Genomic DNA, 21,438 nt, shown 5'->3' on the forward strand with positions numbered 1-21,438 from the left:
AGCGATGTGAAAGACTTCGATAAGGTCAAAGTGTTCCTCATAAGCTCTGAGAGAGCTCCAGGAACTTTCGTTGACATATGCGAGAGGTTGTGTCTTATCCTCTGATTCGAAGCAAGCTGCGTGCGTTGTGTCGGACGGAGACGATTCATGAATTGATAACGGCTTGCTCAAAATTATGAATCTCTCTGATCTGTAAAGAAAGCGACTTGGAGTTGAACATGATCTCATCATTTAACTCGTTGTCCGGGCAGAGTAGGGTTTTTTGCTGAGCCGAATTGAATACTGGACCGTTCAGTATGATTGTTCAACGAAGATAATTATATCGAGCTTTTGAAGAAGAAACTGCTGGCGACGGCACCGAATGTAACTCCACAGAGAATCGCCGGTTTGCCTCTACAGCCAACAGAACCGAGATTTCTAAGCTCCATCTCGATGGGAATAAGATAGCAGATATCTCAGCTCAATAGCCCCAAGAGGGCAAGAGTCCAGAAAGGAAGACTTCACTGAAAAGTGTTGATGGAACAGAGATCGATGGCGTACTGAATCTGCCTGTCGGTTTCGATGATTCAAGAGATATTTTCTCGCAGTCCCGGTTCAAGGAGGGTTTACCAGGACGGCCTTTGCAGCGATGATAGCGAGTAGCTACTAACCGATCGAATGACTAGTGTCTAAAGCTCATCATCTCGTGGCTCTTTGCTAATAACCTGGACACGAAGTGTCTGATGAACCAATCTTCTGCTCTTGATCTTAAATCCTCGCTCGAGCAGCTCATCATTACCCACATCATCTTCTATGAAGTTCGTCTCTTGCTCTCTCATCATCTCGCGGTTTTTGACCAAGAACTTGGACACGCAGTGTCAACGATGAACCGCTCTTCTGCTCTTGATCTTAAATCCCCGCTCGAGCGGGGGGGACCGCTTGCGGTGGGGTGTGTGCTCTTAAGATCGGTGGAGAGTGGAGCGTGAAGCTAGAGAAAGGGCATTTTCGAGACGTTCGCTTCGCTCACGAGAGGACGAGAACTCCCTCTCTCCTGTTTCTCGTACTCTCTCCTCATCTCGTACTCTCCATGTTCTTCTTTGAAACAGACACCCTCCGGCACTTCGTGGCCCTCCTCCCTCAAGGGAGGATTCAAGATCAGGATCATCAGGAGCCAAATACAGTTACACTGCCAAAGGAGAAGGAGCATAATGTGATTTCTTTTTGGCTCCCCAACTAATGGGTAATGATGAGCGCCTTCAAGGGAGGACTTAAGATCAAGATCATCAGGCGCCAAATACAGTTACACTGCCAAGGGGGAAGAAGCATAATATGATTTCTTTTTAGCTCCTTAACTTATGGGTAATGATAAGCCCTCAAGGGAGCACTTAAGATCAAGATCATCAGGAGCCAAATACGAATTCGCGCAAGAATCAGCATATTTATGGCATTTGACTCCCTGACTTATGGATAATGATAAGATTTCTAAGAGCTGAGGTGGCCCATTCTTTTAGTGGTAGTCTCGTTTTCTCCAATCAATTTTCCCAGCCACTTTTCCATCTATTGACAGTCAGCAATAACGGTATATAATCTTTTTGACTAACCAGTCAGTCAGGAGGTCGAAATTGAAATCCTCAGATGTCAACGAGGCTCGAGAAAGAATAATAAAATCATCGATTGCGTTGTTTTCTCAAAAGGGATTTCACGCCACAACTGCAAGCGAGATAGCGGAAGCTGCGGGCGTAACCAAAGGTCTCATATACTATTACTTCAATAGCAAGGAAGAGATTCTTAGCCACATCGTGGATTCTCTGCTAAAAGACGCGACGACGATAGCGATGGACTTCGTTCAGGCAAGTATTATCCAGATGATAAGAGATGGCGAGCTAGATATAGAGCATGACAGGATGAAGTTCATCGATGAAGACTCGGTTGCGCGTTTCGTGAAGAGGTCGCTCTTCTATTACAGCAGGGTACTCGATTATCTAATTGAGAACAGGCTAATTCTGAGAATATTGATGTTCGAATCCTTGAAAGAAAGCAAACACCACGACGACCTCTTCAGATTGCTTGATCTCACAAGAGATACCGAGGACAACCAGATTTTCAAATCGATTTCCGAGGCAGATAGCGACTTCAACTACTCGTCAGAAATGACGCTTTTCAAATTCTTCTTCTCGATAATTCCACTTGTAACCTTTGCGGCTTACTACGACGACCTCAAAAAGAAGAGTCTGATGAGTGATGAAGAGTTGCGCAATTCGTTTTTACAATCATTTCGAGTTGTTCTCTCTTCTCTGATAAAAGGGACCGAGATTTCTTTGAGGAAAGGAAATCTTGGTCAATCGTGATCGGAGCTCGCCAGCGAGAAGTTTTCACGAAGCTTTCTGGTGGGACTTCCTAGTTTTAGACGATTCTCATCTGGAATGAATAGTTAGATAAATGAAAATTGTGGAGGATACTATGACTTGGCATTTCATTGAGATAAAAGCAGTTACCGAACAACTTGAAGTCGATCCAGAAGTAGGCCTTAGCTTTTCTGAAGCGGAAGAACGTCTGGGCAAATACGGCGAAAACATTCTCCGCGAGGAGAAAAAGAAGACGAATCTTGAACGCTTTGTAGAGCAGTTCAAGGACGTTATGATAATCATTCTGATTGCCGCCGCGGCGATTTCGTTTCTTGTCTCGATCTTCGAAAAGGAAGGGTTCTTTGAGCCGGTTCTGATAATGCTTATTGTCATCTTGAACGCTGTTATCGGTGTAATACAGGAGAGCAAGGCAGAGAAGGCTCTGGATGCCCTGAAAAAGCTTTCCTCGCCAAACGCCAGGGTAATCCGTGACGGAGAACAGAAGTTGATTCAAGCATCGAAACTGGTGCCGGGAGATATTATCCTAATTGAGGCCGGTGATTTTGTTCCTGCCGACGCGAGAATCATTGAAAGTGCGAGTTTGAAGGTCGACGAGTCTGCCCTGACCGGTGAATCGGTCCCCTCCGAGAAATCGGCAGATGCAATCGTTAAGGAAGAGGCCTCTATCGGTGATAGACACAACATGGTTTTCTCGGGATGCGGCGTCAGCTATGGAAGAGGGAAGGTCGTCGTCGTTGAGACTGGAATGAAGACAGAAATGGGAAAGATCGCAGGCCTGCTTTCAGGAGAAGAAGACACTCAGACTCCTCTTCAACATAGACTGGCCGCTCTTGGGAAGTATCTCGGCATCGCCGCTCTTATCGCCTGTGGAGTGATTTTTCTTGTCGGGCTTATTGAAGGTATTCCAATAATGGAGATCTTCATGATCTCTGTTTCGCTCGCGGTTTCAGCGATTCCGGAAGGGCTTCCGGCGATTGTGACCGTTGTGCTTGCCATTGGAGTCCAACGAATGGTGAAGAGAAACGCTATTATTCGGAAGCTGCCCGCCGTGGAGACTCTCGGAAGCGCTACGGTAATCTGTTCAGATAAGACGGGAACTCTCACACAGAATAAAATGACCCTGGTCAAGGCCTTTTCGGCTTCTTCGTCAGTTACTGAGGAGATCAGCGATGATAACTCGTCTGACATAAAGGACCTCTTGCTGTACGCTACGCTTTGTTCTGACGGCAGAGTCGTTATTGAGGATGGAGAAGAGAAGCACATCGGTGACCCGACTGAGACCTCTATAGTGCTGGCAGCCATGAGAAATGGGATCCTAAAAGATGAGATAGAGAAGAAGTATCCGAGACTGGCCGAGATACCGTTCGATTCTGAACGGAAAATGATGACAACTATTAACGGCATCGATGGAAAAAACGTAGTAATTGTAAAAGGCGCAATAGATTCAGTTTCCACAAGATGCACATCAGGAGATGTTCAAAAGGGTAGAGAGATCGCGGAGGAAATGGGTAGCAGCGCGCTTCGAGTTCTTGCCGTCGCCTACAAAGAAATCCAAAAAATTCCTGCGACCCTCGATCCAGCTGAGATTGAGAGTGGTCTTACGTTTCTCGGTCTCGTAGGTATGATAGATCCGGCGCGTCCCGAGGCGAAAGAGTCCGTCAGACTGTGCCGGCAGGCAGGGATCAGGCCGGTTATGATCACCGGCGATCACAAACTCACAGCTGCGGCTATTGCCAGAGAAGTCGGCATCTTGCTTGATGGAGATGAGATTGTAACCGGAATTGAGCTGTCAAAAATGCCTGATGATGAACTGGACAGGAGGGTAAGAAATATCTCGGTCTATGCAAGAGTGTCGCCGTCAGACAAAATCAGGATCGTTCATGCATTGCAAAAGCAGGGTGAAGTCGTTGCAATGACGGGGGACGGGGTGAACGACGCTCCAGCTCTAAAAGCTGCCGATATCGGATGCGCGATGGGAATAACCGGAACAGATGTTGCGAAGTCCGCGGCCGACATGACCCTTACCGACGATAATTTCGCGACGATTGTATACGCCGTTAAGGAAGGCCGCGGCATATACGACAATATCAGAAAAGTGGTCGGTTTCCTTCTGGGAACAAACATTGGAGAGATACTTACAGTCTTCACCGCCATGATGATCTGGAGAGAAGCCCCGCTGATATCTGCGCAACTGCTCTGGATAAACCTCGTGACCGACAGCCTGCCAGCGATCGCGCTCGGCATGGAGCCAGTGGAGAAGGATGTCATGAATAGAAAGCCTAAACCTAAGAATGAAGGCATTTTTGCCGGGGGACTGGGACTTCAGGTTCTTCTTCAAGGAGCTATGTTTGCCATTCTCACTTTGATTGGCTTTGCGATTGGCTGGAAGAGCACCGGAGATGTTATTGCAGGAAGAACCATGGCCTTTGTGATTCTTTCTTTGACTCAGATCTTTCACTCGTTTAATATGCGGTCAAGTCACTCGCTGTTCAGAATCGGGATCCTTTCAAACAAAGTGCTATTTCTTGCTGTGCTGACTTCGTTTACGATGGTGGCTGCCGTTGTTTTCATCTCTCCTTTCGCGACAATCTTCGGATTGGCTCAACTGGAGACACCGATGTACGTTCTGGCTCTCCTTCTCTCGCTGGTGCCTATTCCCGTAATTGAGATTGCGAAGTTGATTGGACTGATTCGCCACAAGCGTTGACAGAATGAAAGTAAGGCAGCTGCCTGTATCTGGGTCGGCTTTGCTCTCAAGTTTCTTCGCGCGACACAGTACTACTGTTACAACGAGTCGCCAGTCGATTCTCTTGTCCATATGGTTGCAATCGCGGGCTGGGACGATTTCATATCGGTTGCGCGTGCGCCCGTGCCGAGAGCGTGGCTTATAGGAGACAGCTTGAGTGAAGATCTCCATGACGGAGAGTATCTCTGGATTTCTTACTATGACACGGTCTTTCTCAAGGGAAATAGCTATGCGGTAAGTTTTGTCCAGCCAGCGGTGAAGGATACGATCGAATGAGCTATCAATCCAGTGAAGGAGCCTTTTCAGAACCGGTGACAACGTCGTCAATGTACAAGAGCCATGGCTACAGTTCTTTGGGTTTTGATTCTTGGGGAAGTTCCCGTTTTATTGCCAGAGAAGACGGTTCTATCAAAACTGTTGGCCTCATACTGCCAACACATAGAATGAAAGAGATTAGAATTGTGGCTCTGAAAAATCGAGTCTGATTTTCTTTAGAAAAAGTACTTCCGGGGGCAGAAGTTACTTCCGATATAGGAAGTAGTTTCCAATCCTTTGTGGTCCTTCGGAGTTCCGTTTCTTTCCATTGCGTTGATGCTCCGTCCTGTAAATCCGGATAATGTCGAGAGCTGTTTCATGTTGCTGGCCTGAAAGAGCGACATGTCATCATTTTGTACGTGTTTCCGCATCTTGCTCTTTGACGATAAACATAGAACGGCTTTCATGTGAACCATAGTGGCATAATCTTTTTGTATTAGGTATCCTCTAGGGAGGAGCAGATGAAGAGCCCTGCTTGACTTTTTTTTCTGTCCGTAGGAATAATCTCGCAGATTTTTGTTTTCTATTTCTCGTTTAGTCTGAAAAATGGAGTCTGACCCTATTTAATTTGACCAAAAAATGGAGTCTGACCCTATTTAATCTACGCTCTATTCAACAATCGACGCCTTTCCTGGCGCAGTTGCAACAAGCATTCTTGGCATTTCGCCTTACCCCCTGTTCAAAAACTGTTTTCTCGTTTCGATTATTATCCCATACGATAAACTACATGCTTCGGTTCTTGAAGACAATTCCATGAATTGAAGAATCGTAAGTGTTTTTGGGGTGATAGCGAAAGCATTGAATTTGTTGAAGGAAGCAATCAACCATGGTTTTTTCCAGCTGCTTCTTTTGGACTCGTAACCTGCCAATCCTAAATCCAGGCTTTACTTAGAGCTTCCCATTGTAAGGCCCCGAACGAGGTCGTTTTGCACAAGGAGACCGAAAACTATCATAGGGAGTACGGTGATTATTGCCGCTGCGCTCATTACACCCCATTCAATATTTCTTTCGCTAACGAACATGTTGACCAGAACGGGTAGAGGTCTGGTGTCTCTGCCTGTAAGAACTAGGGCAAACAGGAACTCGTTCCAGGCGATGAGGGCGCATAGTATGGACGTGGCCGAGAGACCGGGCATGACGAGGGGGAGGACAACTCTCCTCAAAGATTGAAATCGCGTGCACCCATCTATCATGGCAGCTTCTTCGAGAGAATTGGGGATCTCCTGAAAGAAACCGCGCATCATCCAGATTGCAAACGGGACGCTGAAAAATGAAAGCGCCAGTACGATAGGGAGGTAAGTGTTTGATATTCCTAGATATCTTGCGATCATAAAGAAGGGCAGAACCATGACAATCGGCGGCGTCATTCTCGCCAGCAGGACGACGAAAGCGATAGTGTTTGCATGTTTCCAGTCAAACCTTGCCAGAGCATAAGCCGCAGGCACCCCAAGCAAAAGCGCTATGACTGTCGAGAAAAACGTTATCATAACACTGTTGATCAGAGAACGGACAAACTCGGAATTTCCGAAGAACTTCGCGTAATTCTGGAAGGTGATACGTGCTGGAACCCACTTGGGTGGCATCGAGAACTGGTCGGCCTCAAATTTGAAAGAGGAAAGCAGTATCCACGCCAGTGGTACCAGAGTCCAGATTAGCGCCATAGCTATGACCACAAAAACCACTATTCTGGTGAAAGGTTTCTTCCTAAGCATAGTTCTTTCCACCGCCTATTATCTTCATGTAGAGTATTGTGAAGAAAACCGCTATGGCGAAAGTAAGCATGTTAATCGCCGAAGAAAAGCCGACGTTATACGCCTGAAAGGCAGTTCTGTAACCGTAGAAGGCGAGAGTCTCCGTAGCAGTTCCGGGACCTCCTCCAGTCATTATAAACACAATATCGAAGACACGCAGAGATGTGAGGGTCCTTATTACCACTGCGACCAGTATAGAAGGCCTGAGAAGCGGCAGCGTTATGTAATGGAATCTCTGAAGGGAACTTGCTCCATCCACAAATGCCGCTTCATACGGTTCGTAAGGGATTGATTTGAGCCCTGCAAGCAAGACGAGAGTCACAAATGGAATGTACTCCCACGCATCTGCAACAATCAATACAGGCATCGCCGCAGAAGGATTTGACAGAAGGGGTTTTTCGACAAGTCCTCCAAGCCCGAGCTGTCTCAATATATGAATAATTGGTCCATAGTCACTGTTTAGAACAAAGCGCCAGACATACCCCACAACGACGGGAGCGATCATGAATGGAACGAGCAAGACCGACTGAACAATCTTCCAGCCTTTGAATTCCGTATCCAGGGCAAGAGCTATGCACAGCCCCGCAATCAGCTCTATTAAGACCGCCCCCAAAACAAAGTAGAAGGTCCTTCCCACAGTGTCCAGCGTGAAAGGGTCGGTGAATAGCCTGACGTAATTGCTGAAGCCTGCCGCTCTTATGCCCAGATCCGGCCTGAGCAGATTCCACCGCAGAAAGGACATCACGATAGTATAGGTCAGTGGTATCATGAAGATTATGACTATAAAAACCATTGAAGGAAGAATATACCAATAACCTCTAGATCTACGTCTCGACTTCATTTGATCACCTACCATAGAAAATGCCGGGCCTTTCGACCCGGCTCCGTATCAAATCAATAGTAGCCTCCGTCTCTCATAAGTCTGTCAACTTCCTTGACTGCGTCATTCAAAGCCTTTTCGGCAGTTTTCGTTCCCGCCAAGAATTCCGAGACGGCCGGAGCTATTATGCCGCTCACAATGCTTCCGCCTTCGGGAATCAAAGGTACTATTGGCGTCGGGATGCACTTTTCCATAGCAGCAGCGAAATCGCCGATCCATGGGAAAGACTCTGCGAGCTCCGGACTGTTCAGAGCAGAGAACCGTGCAGGAATGTTGCCAGTAGGCGCTGCTTCAACCTCGTTCTGCGTCTCTGTTACATAAAGTAACCACTCCAACGCCGCTTCCTTGTCCGGAGCGGCACTGCTGACCGAGAACCCCCAGGAAATGTAGAGCATCGGAAGCTTCTCTCCCAGTTTTTCTTCTGGTCTCGGGAATCCAACGAAACCACCCTTGCCAACTACAGACGACCTCGATTGATCTTCGACGTAGAACATTCCAGTTGTCCAAACCTCTGCCATTGCGCTCCGCCCACTTATGAATTCGTTCAAGGCTTCCTGGAAGTCATAGTTCATTGCAGCGGGATTGGCGAACTGGAACATGTACTTCACTTCTTCCAGAGCCTCGATGCCGGCTTCGGAGTTGAAGATCGGGCGCATGTTCAAATCGAGCAATGCTCCGCCTTTTGCCCACAGCCTCTGCATGAAGTGGGTTGCAAGAAAGATGCTTCTTCTTCCCATGAGAGTTACCCCGTAAAGATCAGGCGGCCTGTTGAAAAACTCTGCGACATCTCTGTATTGCTCTAAAGTCTGCGGCGGCTGAAGTTCGTAGCCGTATTTGGCAATGAAATTAGCCTTTTCAGTCGGGTCTTCGAAAAGGTCCTTTCGATAGATTATTCCTCCGAGTTCGTTCATGTAGGGCACGATGTACGTCTTTCCATTCAGCTTCGCGTTTCTTATTCCCGGAATATCCGACTCGTCGATCTTCTCGTATCCGGGAATATCGCTGATCGGATAGATGTAGTTCCCAATCGAAAGAGCGGGGTACCAGAGCATAGAAATGTAAGGTACGTCTATCTCTACCCTTCCGGAAGTGTACCCGAGCATTAGTTGATCAAGGTAATTTGCATAAGGAAACTGCTGAATCTCCACTTCGATTCCGGTCTCTTTTGTAAACCCCTCCATTCTGGTCTTCCAGGCGTCTGTGTGAATTCCAACCTCGCTTGAGAGCTGAAGCGGAACCGCGAAACATGAAACAGTCAAGAGAACAACAAGAAAAAGCAGAAATCTGTTTCTCATAGAATCCCCTCCCTTCGGTCGTTATACAAGATCTTCGCTGTACATCTTCTCTATTGCAGTCAAGGTTATTTCGATCGCATCTTTCACTGAGTCTTCGATTTGGTCTCTCCTCGGATTTTTAACGGAAAGATCAACCTTTGAGCCGGCAGATTGCCTGTATCTGTTCGCATAGCATACACCTATGAATCCAGCCTTTACGCCACGCAGGTAAGAGATCACAAATAGTGCCGAAGCCTCCATTTCGAGTGAGACTACCCTTCTTCTGCTCCAGCTCTGAAAGTATTCGGGATCGCGTTTGTAAAAGCAGGAATGAGTCCAGTTGATTCCCGTAATGATCTCTCTTCCAAGAGTTCTTGCCGAAGCCGTCAGAGATGAGTAAACATCTGGAGAAGGCACTGCGGGAAAATTCGCCGGGACGTAGTAGTTCGAGGCTCCATCATCACGTACGCAACCATACGGCACAACGATGTCCCCCTCATTTACGTACTCCTGCAGTCCGGCTACGCTGCCGATCCTTATCAGCACCCTCGCCCCCACATTGATAAGCTCTTCATATGCAATACTTGCTGAAGGGCCACCCATGCCGGTAGAAGTAACGGAGACTGGTTTGCCGTTGAACTCACCTGTATAGGTGATAAGACCTCTGTTTTCCGCAATCTTTTTTGTGCTGCTAAGTCTACTGACAATCTTCTCAACTCTTCCCTGATCTCCCGGGACGATAACTACTGGCGCTATGTCTCCCGCCTGGCACTCGATGTGATACTGAAGCTTTCCTTCAAGTCCGACTGGCTCTCTGTAATCCTCCATCATAATGTCACCTCAAATCTTCTTTCTGAGAACGTGTATTCTGAACACCGCCGTGTTTATGAAATCCTCCGAGTAGAGCATGGGAACGTTTTTGATATCCCTGTGAACTTCCTTCAGCAGCACTATTGATGAGCCCGGTCTCATTTTGAGCAGTCCGGCCAACTCTTCGTCGACAAGTCTCGATTCTATTTCGGCAATTGCGTATCTGATTGGATCCTTGAAGTTTTCTTCCAGAAGATCAAATAGAACCAGTTCCTTTGCCTTCCTTCCCTCAAGCGTCTTTAACAGGGCTTCGGTTTTTCCGGGAATCCTCTCGGATGCGATGTAAGTTCTGGCAAATATTGCAGGTACGCCATCGGCTGCATAGACCCTCTCTGTGAGCACCAGGCTCACGTTTTCAGGCATCTCTAGCTTTTCTGCCAGCCTTTCATCGGCCTTGACCTCGCAAAACTTGTCATAGATGAGCTCGGGGTTCTTTCCCGAGCTGGAGATGATTCTCGTCAGACCCCTCAAGTATTCAATCCCCGTATGAACAAGCCCGCTGTCTTTCACAACAAAGGTTCCGAGACCCTGCCTTCTTACGACAAGGCCGTCCTTTTCCAGCGCCGTTATTACTTCTCTTAGAACGGTCTTGCTTGCACCATAATCCTCGCAGAGCTTCTCTATTGAAGGAAGCTGCGTCCCGTCGCTCATCTTCTGGACTTCTCTCTCTATTTGCGAATATATGATCTCGTAAAGTGATTTTCTTCTTGCCATGAATTCGATCTACCCCCAATAACTCTAGTCATCATACGTATTATGTATGATGTATTATGAGTATACAAAATAAAGTCTTCATTTCCGTACTTAATTTCTGGCGATGTCGACCGATTCCAATTGCCTAGGCGTGATTATTTGGATTGTTCTTATCTTCAGGCATTATTGCAGCCACAATGAAGAGCTTTTGATTTCGGCCTTCGATTCACAGCAGAATTATTTTCTCAAAGAGCCGTTCCTGTGTCCATTGAAATACAAGACCCACGCACTTTCATGTAAGGAACAAGGGTTAACGAAGATTTGTAGGAGGAAGATGGGTTTTTTCGAGAATAGAGAAATCATCTCTAACATTTTTACGACTCGACTACGGTTCAAGAGAGAAGAGTGAAAGTGATTAGTTGTCAAATCCTGCTTGTAGGATCCGCGCCGTCGAGCCAGATTGCCCTTTGGCATTGACGCTTCAAGGGCTATAATTCAATTGAATTAGTTAGTAGTTTTTATTTACCAACTGGAATGATGTCCTTCTGGTGTTTTCTGTAAGCGATCTCCCGGTTGTCAGTCATGAATCGGCGGAGAAGAAAATGAAGGAAGGAAGCGGGGGGGGAAGAAGTGGTATCGAAACTTACTGAGATCAGAACGAGCGAAATTCTGAGGATAATTAGAGAAAGGAAGAGTACTTCTCGAGTCCAAATAGCGAAACTGACCGGACTCAGCAAACCGACCATATCTTCAATTGTCAACGACCTTGTTGAAGAGGGAGTTGTAAGAGAGAACGGGCTCGGACAGAGCAAATCTTCCGGTGGCAGGAAACCTATAAATATCTCTTTCGCAAAAGATTACAGAAACGTACTAAGTGTTGACATAGGCGGAACCAAGACTATCTTCGCGTTGATCGATCTCGACGGAAATATCTTGAAACGCGACACTATAGACACTGACCTTCTTCGAACCGAGAGGGGTCTAGTAGATGAGTTGAATGAGAGGCTCGAGAGTTACATAGAGGGAGTCGGAAAAGAGAAGGTACTGGGAATCTCTTTAGGCATTCCCGGTACGGTAGACAGGGCTACGCAGAAGATAAAATACATGCCCTCCTTCGACATCGGCAATCTTGATCTCAAGACGCCGGTCGAGAAGAAGTTCGGGATTTCGACGCTGATCGAAAACGATGTTACACTTGCCGCCTTCGGGGAGTCATGGATCGGTTCTGCAAAGGAGTACAATGATGTGATTCTGGTTTCGATCGGAACCGGTATAGGCTCAGGTATCGTCATAAATGATTCGGTTTACAGAGGATGCGTCGGTGGAGCCGGCGAAATCGGCGAATTTGTCACCGACTGGTCTACGGAATCAAAGATGAATGCTGGATTTGGAAGGCTCGAACAGTGGTTCTCGGGATTTGCTCTCGAGTCTTTCTGCAGGAAAAACGGCTGGGAATTCAGCGTAAAGGACCTATTCGAGAAGATGGACTCCGATGAGAGAATCCTCAAAAGAATTGTGGGAGGCTGCGAACATCTTGCGCTTGCATTTGCCAATGCAATTATGCTTCTCGATCCGGCAAGACTTTTGATAGGGGGTGGTATTGGCTTCAACCAGTATGACCGGATTTTCCCGATAATCGACAGCACTCTGAGGAAGGTTCTTCCTCAAGAGCTTTACAGACCTGATCTACTTGTCAGAGCGGCTCTTGAGCCTTACAGTGTTGTCATCGGCGGAGCTTATTTTGCTCAGAAAGAGTTGCTCCTTAAAGAGGTTCTAGGGGGAACTTCGGGATTTTGAACGGCAGGAAACTACAAGAGGAGGTACTTATGAGAAAGATTACTGTTCTACTGGCTTTGATCTTCGTTCTAACGGCAGGAATTCTATTTGGGACGGACGTTGCAGTTTTGCTTCCCGGAACCGTTGAATTCTTCAGCGTCCAGAGAGTAGGGTTGGATGCGGCCGCTAAGGAGTTTGGACTGAACCTGATCTATGCGGACGCAGAATGGGATGCAGGCAAGCAACTGTCTCAGGTTGAGAACTTCATTGCAAGAGGTGTAGATCTCGTGCTACTTTGCGCGGCGGATAACATGGCCCTTCGAACGGCGGTAACTCGCTGCGACGAAGCCGGAATTCCATTGATAACATTCACAAACAGCATCGGAACAGATCCTGAAGGCAAGTATCCGGGTGTCATTAGCCACATAGGTCGTTCTGAGATAGGATCAGGCGTTGTCCAGGCAGAATTTGTCGAGAAGCTCTTTGGGAACGCCGACATCGACATAATTCTTATAGAAGGTAATCCAGGTACAACTGCCCAGAGAATGAGAGAAGAGGGTTTTCTCTCCGTTGCTGAAAGAAATCCTTCCTGGAGCATAATTGAGAAGCGCCCTATCGACGGCTGGACAAAGGAAGGAACGCTTGCGTTCATGGAGGCTTTCCTCCAGAGCGGCAGAAATGTCGACGTCATTGCCTGCCAGTGGTGGTCGGGAGCCATAGCGGCATCGATGGCGCTCAAGGAGAGAGGAATCACCGACGTAGTGGTTTTGGGCCTGGAGTATGCGAAAGAGCTCGTTCCTTACATTGAAGCCGGAGACGTTTACGCTTCCACGTATTTCTCGGTTATTGAAGAAGGCTACAAAGCAGTTGAGGCCGCCCATCTATACCTGACCGGCCAGGAAGTGCCAAAGTTCATCGAGATCCAGCAAGTAATGGTTACAAAGGATAACGTGGCCGATTTCGAACCGGAAATGTAAGAGAAATACGATAGGAGGTCGCTGATGTCTGAAGCAGGTAAGATCAATATCCTCTCACAGCTGTTCTTTAACGAGGAGCTGTCCAGGGATAATTCAGGAAGCCTTACAGAGAAACTTTCGAAGGCAAAGAAGGCAGGACTTGAGAAGCTCATTATCTGGTCGGTCCGGCCCGAATATCTTTCCCCGCTTGTCTCGATTTGCAGAGACGTCGGGGTCTCTCCGCATCTCTGGTATCCCATGCTGGCAGACACGCCAGTAGATTTCGATACGGACGCCTTCAAGATAGTCAGAACGATAGAAAGCGGCCGGTCGGAGATACTGGAATCCCAAAAGGCCGGCGGTGAGGAGTTTGAATTTCTTTGCCCCAACAAGATAAGTCAGGAGGAGGCCTTTCTAAGCCGCTTCGAAGAAATCCTTGGTCTTGCCGACTTCGACGGTGTCTTTCTCGACAGGATCCGTTTTCCTTCGCCGGCCAACGGGATAGGAGAGATGCTTACCTGCTTCTGCGACACCTGCAAAGAGAGATCGAGCGCAACGGGTTCAGCCTTTGAGGAGGCAATTCACGGTTTTTTAAGAAAGCTCGGTTCGAAGAGGGGAATGGACGAAGTACTTGAAACTCTCAAAGAGTTTTACATAATTACCGGGGAATTTCTCGAGTTCAGAAGGTCATCGGTGCTCCAGCTGCTAACTCAATATTCCGACAGGGCGAAAAACGTGGGCCTTGAAGTGGGCGTGGATCTTTTCTCCCCTTCTCTTAGAAATATCGTTTCGCAGGATTACGAGAGAATATCCAGGCATGTGGATTGGATGAAGCCGATGATTTACTGCAAAACAATGGGGCCGGCCGGACTTCCGATGGAACTTCTCTCTCTGGCGCAAATTCTCGTGGATCACGCCTTGCGGCTTTCGGAGAGAGAAGCGCTTGAGATTATCGGAGAGCTGACCGGCCTTCTGTTGCCTGAAAGCTTTGAAGAAATAAGAATGAGCGGCATCGATCAGAAGAACTATGTACTCGAGCTGAATAAGATCGACCAGATGAATCTCAATCCGGTAACCAGGATCTTCCCAGGCTTTGAGGCGGTCAATATTCCACCTGTATGTTCGGTCGGACTGGACGAAGTCGGGAATTATGTAGAGGCAACTCTTAGAAAAGGCCATGATGGGTTTGTTCTCTCGTGGGATATAAGGCACATAAGCGATAAGATTCTCGAGTATGTGGGTGATTTAGTTGAATAGAGATACTACCGGCTCTAGACTCATTCTAGAAGTGAAGGAATTATCCAAGAGCTTTCCCGGTGTTCAGGCTCTTGACAGGGTAGACATGGACGTGAGAGAGGGGGAGGTCCACGCTCTTCTGGGAGAGAACGGATCGGGAAAGTCGACGCTCACAAAATGCATTGTCGGAGCTTATCAGAAAGATGCCGGGACTATTCTCTACGACGGGAAGGAAACAAGCTTCTCATCTCCAACGGAATCTTTCAGGCAGGGAATAAGTGTTATCTATCAGGAGAGGAGCCTCATTCCCAAATTCACTGTCGAGCAGAACATATTCCTCGGTGACGAGATGCAGGTCTCGGGCCTGCTTTCAGAGAAGAATATGAGAAAGAGATTTCGCAGCCTTTGTGAATCGTATGGATTTGATCTCTCACCGGACGAGAAGATATTCAGGCTCGGGGTGGCACAGCAGAAGGTTGTGGAAATCATGAAGGCACTTTCCAGGAATTCGAGGGTAGTGATTATGGATGAGCCGACGGCCTCGCTTTCGAAGGAAGAGTCGGATCATCTCTTCAAGATAATCTCGCAACTTAAAAGCAGGGGAATCTCGATTCTGTATATCACACATATCCTGGAAGAGGTCTTCAGAATTACAGATAGAATTACAGTCCTCAGAGACGGCAGAAAGGTCTCCACTCTGAATACTGCTGAAACTGACAGAGAAGAAATCGTCAATTTAATGGTCGGTGAAGTCTTTCATGATATCGAAGATATTTCGAGCTCTGCAAACTACGATCTTCCACCCGTCATATCTGTGAAGAACGTTCAAAAGTTGCCTAGAGTCAGGGATATCTCATTCGAAGTCTATCCCGGTGAAGTGCTTGGAATTACCGGTCTCACCGGCTCGGGAAAAACAGAGCTGGCCAGGGCGATTTTCGGCGCCGAGAAAGCAGACAGCGGCGAGATAACTGTCGAGGGCAAGAGAGTGAATCTGAGCTCGCCGGTAGATGCCATAAATGCAGGGATAGCGCTGATCCCAGAAGACAGGAAATCCGATGGCCTCATAATGCTTTTCGAGGTCTTCAAGAATATTACTCTCCCTGCGATAAGCGATTTCACTGTGACACCCGGATTGATCCTGACAAAGAGAGAGTATGTCAAGGCGAATGAATACAGGGAAAGGCTTAATATCCGACTTGCTTCGATACATCAGCAGACGAAGTTTCTCAGCGGAGGCAACCAGCAGAAAGTCGTAATCGCAAAGTGGCTGCTGACCAGCCCAAAATTGCTGATCATGGACGAGGCGACACAGGGAATCGATGTGAAGGCAAAGAGTGAGATTTACTCGATTGTGAGAGAGCTTGCCGAGAACGGCTTCTCCGTTATCTTCATTTCCTCGGAAGTGCCGGAAGTTCAGAGAGTATCCGACAGAATCCTTGTAATTGCAGATGGAGAGGTCGTGGGAGAATTCAAACGCGGAGCTCGCCAGGACGAGATCCTGAAGAAGGCGTTGAGCGGAAAACAAGAGCATCTAGATAATCAGGTGGTGAGTTGAATGTCAGGACCCGCTGTTAAGTCGAGGTTGGTAAGCTTTCTGGGAAAGTACAAAATCATCATAGCATTCTTTGTGTTGGCGCTGGTCATCTCGCTTATGACACCCAATTTTCTGTCTTGGAGAAATATCATAAACATATTCAGGCAGAGCTCGATAATCGGCATAATGGCTATCGGCTCCACCTTTGTCATTATCGGCGGCGGGTTCGACATCTCGGTCGGATCACTGCTGGCTCTTTCCGCCGCTATGGCGGTTGGACTGCAATCTTCTATGCACTGGTTCCTCGCAGTGATTGTTGTTTTGCTTGTTGGTGCCGCCTTTGGAGCGGTAAATGGATTCCTTAGCTCGAAAATCCATATCCCGCCAATCATTGCCACTCTGGGGACTATGACGATTATAAGAGGGATCGTTTATATGTATACGGGCGGCTATCCTCTCTATGTCGATTCAGAAGGGTTTGCTTTCATCGGCAACGGCTACATAGGGCCGATTCCCTTTCCAATAATTTTGCTGCTGATCCTAGTAGCTCTCGGTCAGTTCATTCTTGTCAAGACGAAATTCGGCCGGTACTCCTGTGCCATCGGCGGCAACAAAGAGGCGGCAAGACTCTCAGGAATCAAAGTCGACTTCTACATAACCCTGACCTTCGTTGCCGGAGGAGTAATGGCTGCAATGTCAGGAATCGTCTACGCCTCAAGGCTGCTTTCAGTTACACCTCTTGCCGGCCAGGGCTATGAGCTGGATGCGATAGCTTCTGCGGTAATCGGTGGTACAAGTGTGTCTGGGGGAGAAGGTTCAGTCGTAAGAACTCTCATCGGGGCGTTGTTGCTGACGATGATAACCAATGCGTTCAACCTGATTGGGATAGATCTCTATGTTCAATATGTGTTCAAAGGACTTGTAATTCTGGCAGCGGTTGGATTCGATTCATTCTACAAGGCCCGTGGCTAGAAGGTGAACTCTGCATACGAGAAAAAGTACTTCCGGGGGCAGAAGTTACTCCCGATATCGGAAGTAGTTTCCAATCCTTAGTGCTTCGGAATTCCGTTTCTTTCCATTGCGTTGATGCTCCGTCCTGTAAATCCGTATGATGTGGAGAGCTGTTGCATACTGCTGGCATGAAAGAGCGGCATTTCATCATTTTGTACGTGTTTCCGTATCTCGTTCTTCAACGATGAACTTAGATGGCTTACATGTGAACCATAGTGGCATAATCTTTTTGTATTAGGTATCCTCTAGGGAGGAGCAGATGAAGAGCCCTGCTTGACTTTTTTTCTGTCCTTAGGAATAATCTCGCAGATTTTTTGTTTTCTATTTCTCGTTTAGTCTGAAAAATGGAGTCTGACCCTATTTAATCTTCGATAATTAAGACCATAAAGGCTCTCGCAGTCATAATTATTCGGAAGAACTATCTAGCAGTCGATGATGCAGAAGAAAGGGAACTTGATGATCTTTTCGATAAGTGGTTGAATAATCTGAGTGACATTCGAGTATCAACGATAAGAGACAGTATCAATCTTACGAGAAGGAACTACCCAAAGATATATCTTGCTTGCAAGAAGTTCTTTGCGAATCTGGAGGAAGCTTTGTCACAGAGAGGTGTCTTCAGCCAGACAAGGTCTCAATGTTTCTAGGTTTTGCAAGTTCGTAAAGCTTTCACAGGTAATCGAGTATGTTTATAGGATACTAGTACTCACGGCAAGGCTGGCAGTGGACTACAAACGAGATAGGGTAAAGTCTGTAGATCAGCGTGAAGAAGCAGTAACACCTGTGAGATAATATATTCCTTGGGCATCTGAAGATTCCACAGAGATGCCCACAGCAGTAACAAGAGAATCAAATGAAGCCTGAACAGGTAAAAAAAGCAGTGATCTAAAACGAGGTACGTATGCTTGGATATTTCAAACCGGGGAACTCGATTTCGCCCGAAGCGAGAAGACAGTATCAGGTTATCTACTGCACGCTCTGCCATAATCTCAAGAGGCTATACGGAACAAGGGCTTCAATGCTTTTGCAGCATGATCCGATTTTCTTCTCGATTCAGTCAGGTTTTCTGCCTTCGATCGATGAAGAAAAGGTAATAAAAAAGAGCTGTATTATACAACCCAAGAAAGTTGAAGTATTGGCAGGGTATGAGGCTTACTTTGATCCATTGTCTGATCTTTCTGTATTGATGATCCTTATAGCCCTATGGGACAAGGAGTTTGACAATGAGATTACTATAAGAAACAGGATCTTCTTGAAGATCCTTGGCAAGGTCTTCAGACTATCCGAGAGGAAACTTGCGGAGAGGGAGATATCGATTTCCGATCTGAAATCAGAGTGCTTAGCCGCGCTGGAAGTCGAACGAGATCCAAAGCTTAATCCTTTGGACAGGCTAAGCAAATTCATAGAGTTCGGGGGAAGATTGACCGCTGAATTCTTCCCTGCTAATGGAAACTCAGAACGCAGCGAATCTATTTCCATAAATATGCTGAAAATCATGTACCTTGTCGATGCGCTGGAAGACTTTCATTCTGACGTAGCTAAAGGGTCTTTCAACCTCTTACAGGGTCAGAACCGTGAAGACATGATAGGTTTAGTCGAGAATGGCGTGGAGTCTTCGTTGAAGGCCATATATCTTCAAGGAAAACCTTCACTGGACACTTATTATAGAGAGATCGTATCAAGCGCAATGAATACTGTGATGAACAGTCTTGAGATAGCGAAAGAGAAATTCGATAAGGAGGGCTGAGAATGGCCAATTATTACGAGGTGCTCGGCGTAAAGCCAGATGCAACTCAGTCTGAAATTCGGAAACGTTATCGTGAACTCGTAAGTCTTTATCATCCCGACAAACATTCCAACAATCCGCTTCGTGAACTCGCAGAACAGAAGATGAAAGAGATAAATGAAGCCTACGAAGTCCTCGGGACTCCGGAAAAACGCGAGGAATACGATTCGGGAGTCCATACGGAAAGAAGTTATCATTACAGTGACAGGGCTTCCCAGAATTACGATATTCTGATCGCCAACGCAACCGAATCATACTCTCAAAGGCTCTGGGGGAAAACCATCGAATACTGCACGCAAGCGATAGCTATCGACAGCTCGAGATATGAAGCGTTCGGAATAAGAGGAATTGCGCAAAGCAGCCAGAACAACCACTCGAAAGCGATTGAGGACTTAGAAACCGCAATCAGGAATGGTGGACAAGACGATTGGATATTCGCTCAACTGGCCTTTAGCCACGCCGAACTTGGTAATCACGCTGAAGCGATAACATATATCAAGAAAGCTATGCAAGTGGGTTCCAGAGAGCCGAACTATCTGGCTTTTCTAGCTATCCAGTACGAAAAGCTAGGTAGCCAAACCGAGGCTTCGAATACCTGGAATGAACTGAGGTCTGTAGATCCAAACAACGAAACACTCAAACAAAGAGATCAGGTCTGGAAAGTGGGCGGTGCCTACGTCAACAAGAAAGACGTGGGAACTACTGCCGCTGCTTGTGCCACCTGTATCTTATGTGATCTCCTCTGCAACTGCTGTTGACATTGATATGGATAGAGCCCTGGAGCTTTTGAGAGAGTATGGATACTTGGTTGTCTTCTTTGGTACAGTAATAGATCAGTCTGGCATTCCGGTCTTTATCGTGTCGGGCGGGATACTCATAGCCGCAGGCATACTTAAACCGGTACCCGTTATACTCTTGTCCATTCTCTCTCTGCTCTCCACCGATATTCTGTTTATTCTGGTGGGTAATTACTTCAGAAATGCAGTCAGCGGCAATTACTCCAGCTCAAAAAGTGTATCTTGGCTAAAGCGTTTTCTGGTTCTGGGAACAGGCCTTTTTCTCTCTTCACCGCGACTCTTCTACCTATTCTCGAAAGTGATTCCCCTAATAGGGAAATATGTGCCCGTGTTCGCCGGATTCAGCGATTCACCGAAAGCGACCGCTATCTCTCTGTTCGCAGTCGGAGACCTGATATGCACAATTCTGTTTCTGGCGGGCGGCTTTTTCTTAGGAGACTTATTTATTAGCTATTCCAGGAGCATAGCCGTCCTAACAGGTCTAGCTTTTCTGATAATATTCCTCGTAATCAGCAGGGCTATGAAGAGAGAAGTGAAGAAGAAGATCTAGTGTAGACTGAACTCGACCGATCTTAAGAGCACACTCCCCGTCGGCAGGAGCATGACGCCACCCCGCTCAAGCGGGGACTTAGATCAGAAGCGTCAAGAAGATCCGCTGTGAGCTTAAGAACAAAGACCGGCTGAAGGCTAATAAGAAGATAGAAAGAAGAACACATTTGATCTTATCTGTAAGCGTCTCCACTTCTGACTATCTGAATTACGAGCACCAGAAATTGACCGCCTTTCAATTGAAATATTACTCTATAACTGCCGACTCTCAATCGAAGAAGGCCATTATACTTCCCAGTAAGAGGCTTAATGTCTGGTTTCTTGTTCGACGAACCATCATAGAACTCACAAAGATCTAGTAAAGTATCGTTTTTCCTGTCTTGCTGCTTCTGGTCCAGTTTTTCAAGTTGCTTGTCGGCCGCGTTTGTGAGTTCAACGATGTAGTTCATATCTTCTGACTACTTTTAGATCTTCTTCTGTCATCTGATCTAGTATTCTCGTTAGCTCTTCGTTTTCTTGTGGATCACATGGTTCAGTTGTTGCCATTATCTTGAAGTACATAGAATTATATCCTTCTGTTTTTATAAGGTTCCACAAAGCATGCTCTATGATTTCGCTGGCACTTCTGCCCTGAACTTTTTTCAACTCTTTGAGTATCTTCCACGATGAGGGTTTCAACATGATGTTATGCCTTTCCTTAGTTTCTCTGATATTTTCCATGGCTTCACCACCGTTACACATCGTGTGTAAATTATACACCCATCATTCCTTCTTTTCTAAAGTCGTGCGGTTGGTTTGTTTTCGACACTCGAATGTTCATTTTTTCTTGCTAAGGCCTTCCATTGAATACATTCTAAAATGCTTTGCACAGGCTTCTTGGGAGATACCTGTTTCTGCTTTCGATTTCTCAACCATCTTCTTG

19 protein-coding genes are annotated in these 21,438 nt (G+C 46.8%); 11 read left to right on the forward strand and 8 right to left on the reverse strand.

What is annotated here, in order from left to right:
* Positions 1 to 967: 967 nt before the first annotated feature.
* A complete protein-coding gene (locus Q502_RS14710; RefSeq protein ID WP_258001923.1) occupies positions 968 to 1,099 on the reverse strand; it encodes a hypothetical protein in 132 nt (43 codons plus the stop codon).
* Between the two features lie 502 nt (positions 1,100 to 1,601).
* On the opposite strand from Q502_RS14710, the gene Q502_RS08710 reads away from it, so the two are divergent.
* From Q502_RS08710 to Q502_RS14715, 3 genes are all read left to right on the forward strand, one after another.
* Positions 1,602 to 2,327 (forward strand): TetR/AcrR family transcriptional regulator, encoded by a 726-nt coding sequence (locus Q502_RS08710; RefSeq protein ID WP_099830298.1) that lies wholly within the window; start codon positions 1,602 to 1,604, stop codon positions 2,325 to 2,327.
* Between the two features lie 112 nt (positions 2,328 to 2,439).
* Positions 2,440 to 5,052 carry a calcium-translocating P-type ATPase, PMCA-type gene (locus Q502_RS08715; protein ID WP_099830299.1) on the forward strand — a complete coding sequence of 871 codons (2,613 nt, stop codon included), beginning with the start codon at positions 2,440 to 2,442 and terminating at the stop codon, positions 5,050 to 5,052.
* Positions 5,053 to 5,244: 192 nt separating this feature from the next.
* Positions 5,245 to 5,367 carry a hypothetical protein gene (locus tag Q502_RS14715; RefSeq protein ID WP_258006291.1) on the forward strand — a complete coding sequence of 41 codons (123 nt, stop codon included), beginning with the start codon at positions 5,245 to 5,247 and terminating at the stop codon, positions 5,365 to 5,367.
* Between the two features lie 923 nt (positions 5,368 to 6,290).
* On the opposite strand, the gene Q502_RS08730 is transcribed toward Q502_RS14715, so the two are convergent.
* The 5 genes from Q502_RS08730 to Q502_RS08750 are packed head-to-tail and all read right to left on the reverse strand — an operon-like array spanning position 6,291 to position 10,895.
* Positions 6,291 to 7,118 carry a carbohydrate ABC transporter permease gene (locus Q502_RS08730; protein ID WP_099830302.1) on the reverse strand — a complete coding sequence of 276 codons (828 nt, stop codon included), beginning with the start codon at positions 7,116 to 7,118 and terminating at the stop codon, positions 6,291 to 6,293.
* On the reverse strand, positions 7,111 to 7,998 hold the full coding sequence (locus tag Q502_RS08735) for a carbohydrate ABC transporter permease (protein WP_243392372.1): 888 nt from the start codon (positions 7,996 to 7,998) through the stop codon (positions 7,111 to 7,113). Before Q502_RS08735 ends, Q502_RS08730 begins: the two co-directional genes overlap by 8 nt.
* Positions 7,999 to 8,051: 53 nt before the next feature.
* Positions 8,052 to 9,332 (reverse strand): ABC transporter substrate-binding protein, encoded by a 1,281-nt coding sequence (locus Q502_RS08740; RefSeq protein ID WP_099830304.1) that lies wholly within the window; start codon positions 9,330 to 9,332, stop codon positions 8,052 to 8,054.
* A 21-nt stretch (positions 9,333 to 9,353) separates the two neighbouring features.
* Entirely contained in the window at positions 9,354 to 10,142 is a 789-nt protein-coding gene (locus tag Q502_RS08745) for a nucleoside phosphorylase (protein WP_243392373.1), read from the reverse strand.
* 9 nt (positions 10,143 to 10,151) lie between these two features.
* Positions 10,152 to 10,895, reverse strand: coding sequence for a GntR family transcriptional regulator (locus Q502_RS08750; protein ID WP_099830305.1), 744 nt, complete (start codon positions 10,893 to 10,895; stop codon positions 10,152 to 10,154).
* Positions 10,896 to 11,504: 609 nt separating this feature from the next.
* On the opposite strand from Q502_RS08750, the gene Q502_RS08755 reads away from it, so the two are divergent.
* From Q502_RS08755 to Q502_RS08790, 8 genes are all read left to right on the forward strand, one after another.
* A complete protein-coding gene (locus Q502_RS08755) occupies positions 11,505 to 12,671 on the forward strand; it encodes an ROK family transcriptional regulator (protein WP_099830306.1) in 1,167 nt (388 codons plus the stop codon).
* 29 nt (positions 12,672 to 12,700) lie between these two features.
* Positions 12,701 to 13,627 carry a sugar ABC transporter substrate-binding protein gene (locus Q502_RS08760; protein WP_099830307.1) on the forward strand — a complete coding sequence of 309 codons (927 nt, stop codon included), beginning with the start codon at positions 12,701 to 12,703 and terminating at the stop codon, positions 13,625 to 13,627.
* Positions 13,628 to 13,651: 24 nt separating this feature from the next.
* Positions 13,652 to 14,863: a hypothetical protein gene (locus tag Q502_RS14295; RefSeq protein WP_099830308.1), complete on the forward strand. Its 1,212-nt coding sequence runs from the start codon at positions 13,652 to 13,654 to the stop codon at positions 14,861 to 14,863.
* A complete protein-coding gene (locus Q502_RS08765) occupies positions 14,856 to 16,397 on the forward strand; it encodes a sugar ABC transporter ATP-binding protein (protein WP_243392374.1) in 1,542 nt (513 codons plus the stop codon). Before Q502_RS14295 ends, Q502_RS08765 begins: the two co-directional genes overlap by 8 nt.
* A complete protein-coding gene (locus Q502_RS08770; protein WP_099830309.1) occupies positions 16,398 to 17,348 on the forward strand; it encodes an ABC transporter permease in 951 nt (316 codons plus the stop codon).
* A 937-nt stretch (positions 17,349 to 18,285) separates the two neighbouring features.
* Positions 18,286 to 19,131 (forward strand): DUF5685 family protein, encoded by an 846-nt coding sequence (locus Q502_RS08780; protein WP_099830311.1) that lies wholly within the window; start codon positions 18,286 to 18,288, stop codon positions 19,129 to 19,131.
* 2 nt (positions 19,132 to 19,133) lie between these two features.
* Positions 19,134 to 19,928 (forward strand): J domain-containing protein, encoded by a 795-nt coding sequence (locus Q502_RS08785; RefSeq protein WP_099830312.1) that lies wholly within the window; start codon positions 19,134 to 19,136, stop codon positions 19,926 to 19,928.
* 7 nt (positions 19,929 to 19,935) lie between these two features.
* The gene (locus Q502_RS08790) at positions 19,936 to 20,517 is read left to right on the forward strand and encodes a hypothetical protein (RefSeq protein WP_133117339.1); all 582 of its coding nucleotides are present in this window, start codon (positions 19,936 to 19,938) and stop codon (positions 20,515 to 20,517) included.
* A 172-nt stretch (positions 20,518 to 20,689) separates the two neighbouring features.
* Here the strand turns inward: Q502_RS08790 and Q502_RS08795 are convergent, their stop codons facing one another.
* On the reverse strand, positions 20,690 to 20,965 hold the full coding sequence (locus tag Q502_RS08795; RefSeq protein ID WP_099830314.1) for a type II toxin-antitoxin system RelE/ParE family toxin: 276 nt from the start codon (positions 20,963 to 20,965) through the stop codon (positions 20,690 to 20,692).
* Positions 20,949 to 21,236 (reverse strand): hypothetical protein, encoded by a 288-nt coding sequence (locus tag Q502_RS08800; protein ID WP_099830315.1) that lies wholly within the window; start codon positions 21,234 to 21,236, stop codon positions 20,949 to 20,951. Before Q502_RS08800 ends, Q502_RS08795 begins: the two co-directional genes overlap by 17 nt.
* Between the last annotated feature and the right edge of the window lie 202 nt (positions 21,237 to 21,438).

Source organism: Mesotoga sp. Brook.08.YT.4.2.5.2., from assembly GCF_003351125.1.
Taxonomy (GTDB): domain Bacteria; phylum Thermotogota; class Thermotogae; order Petrotogales; family Kosmotogaceae; genus Mesotoga.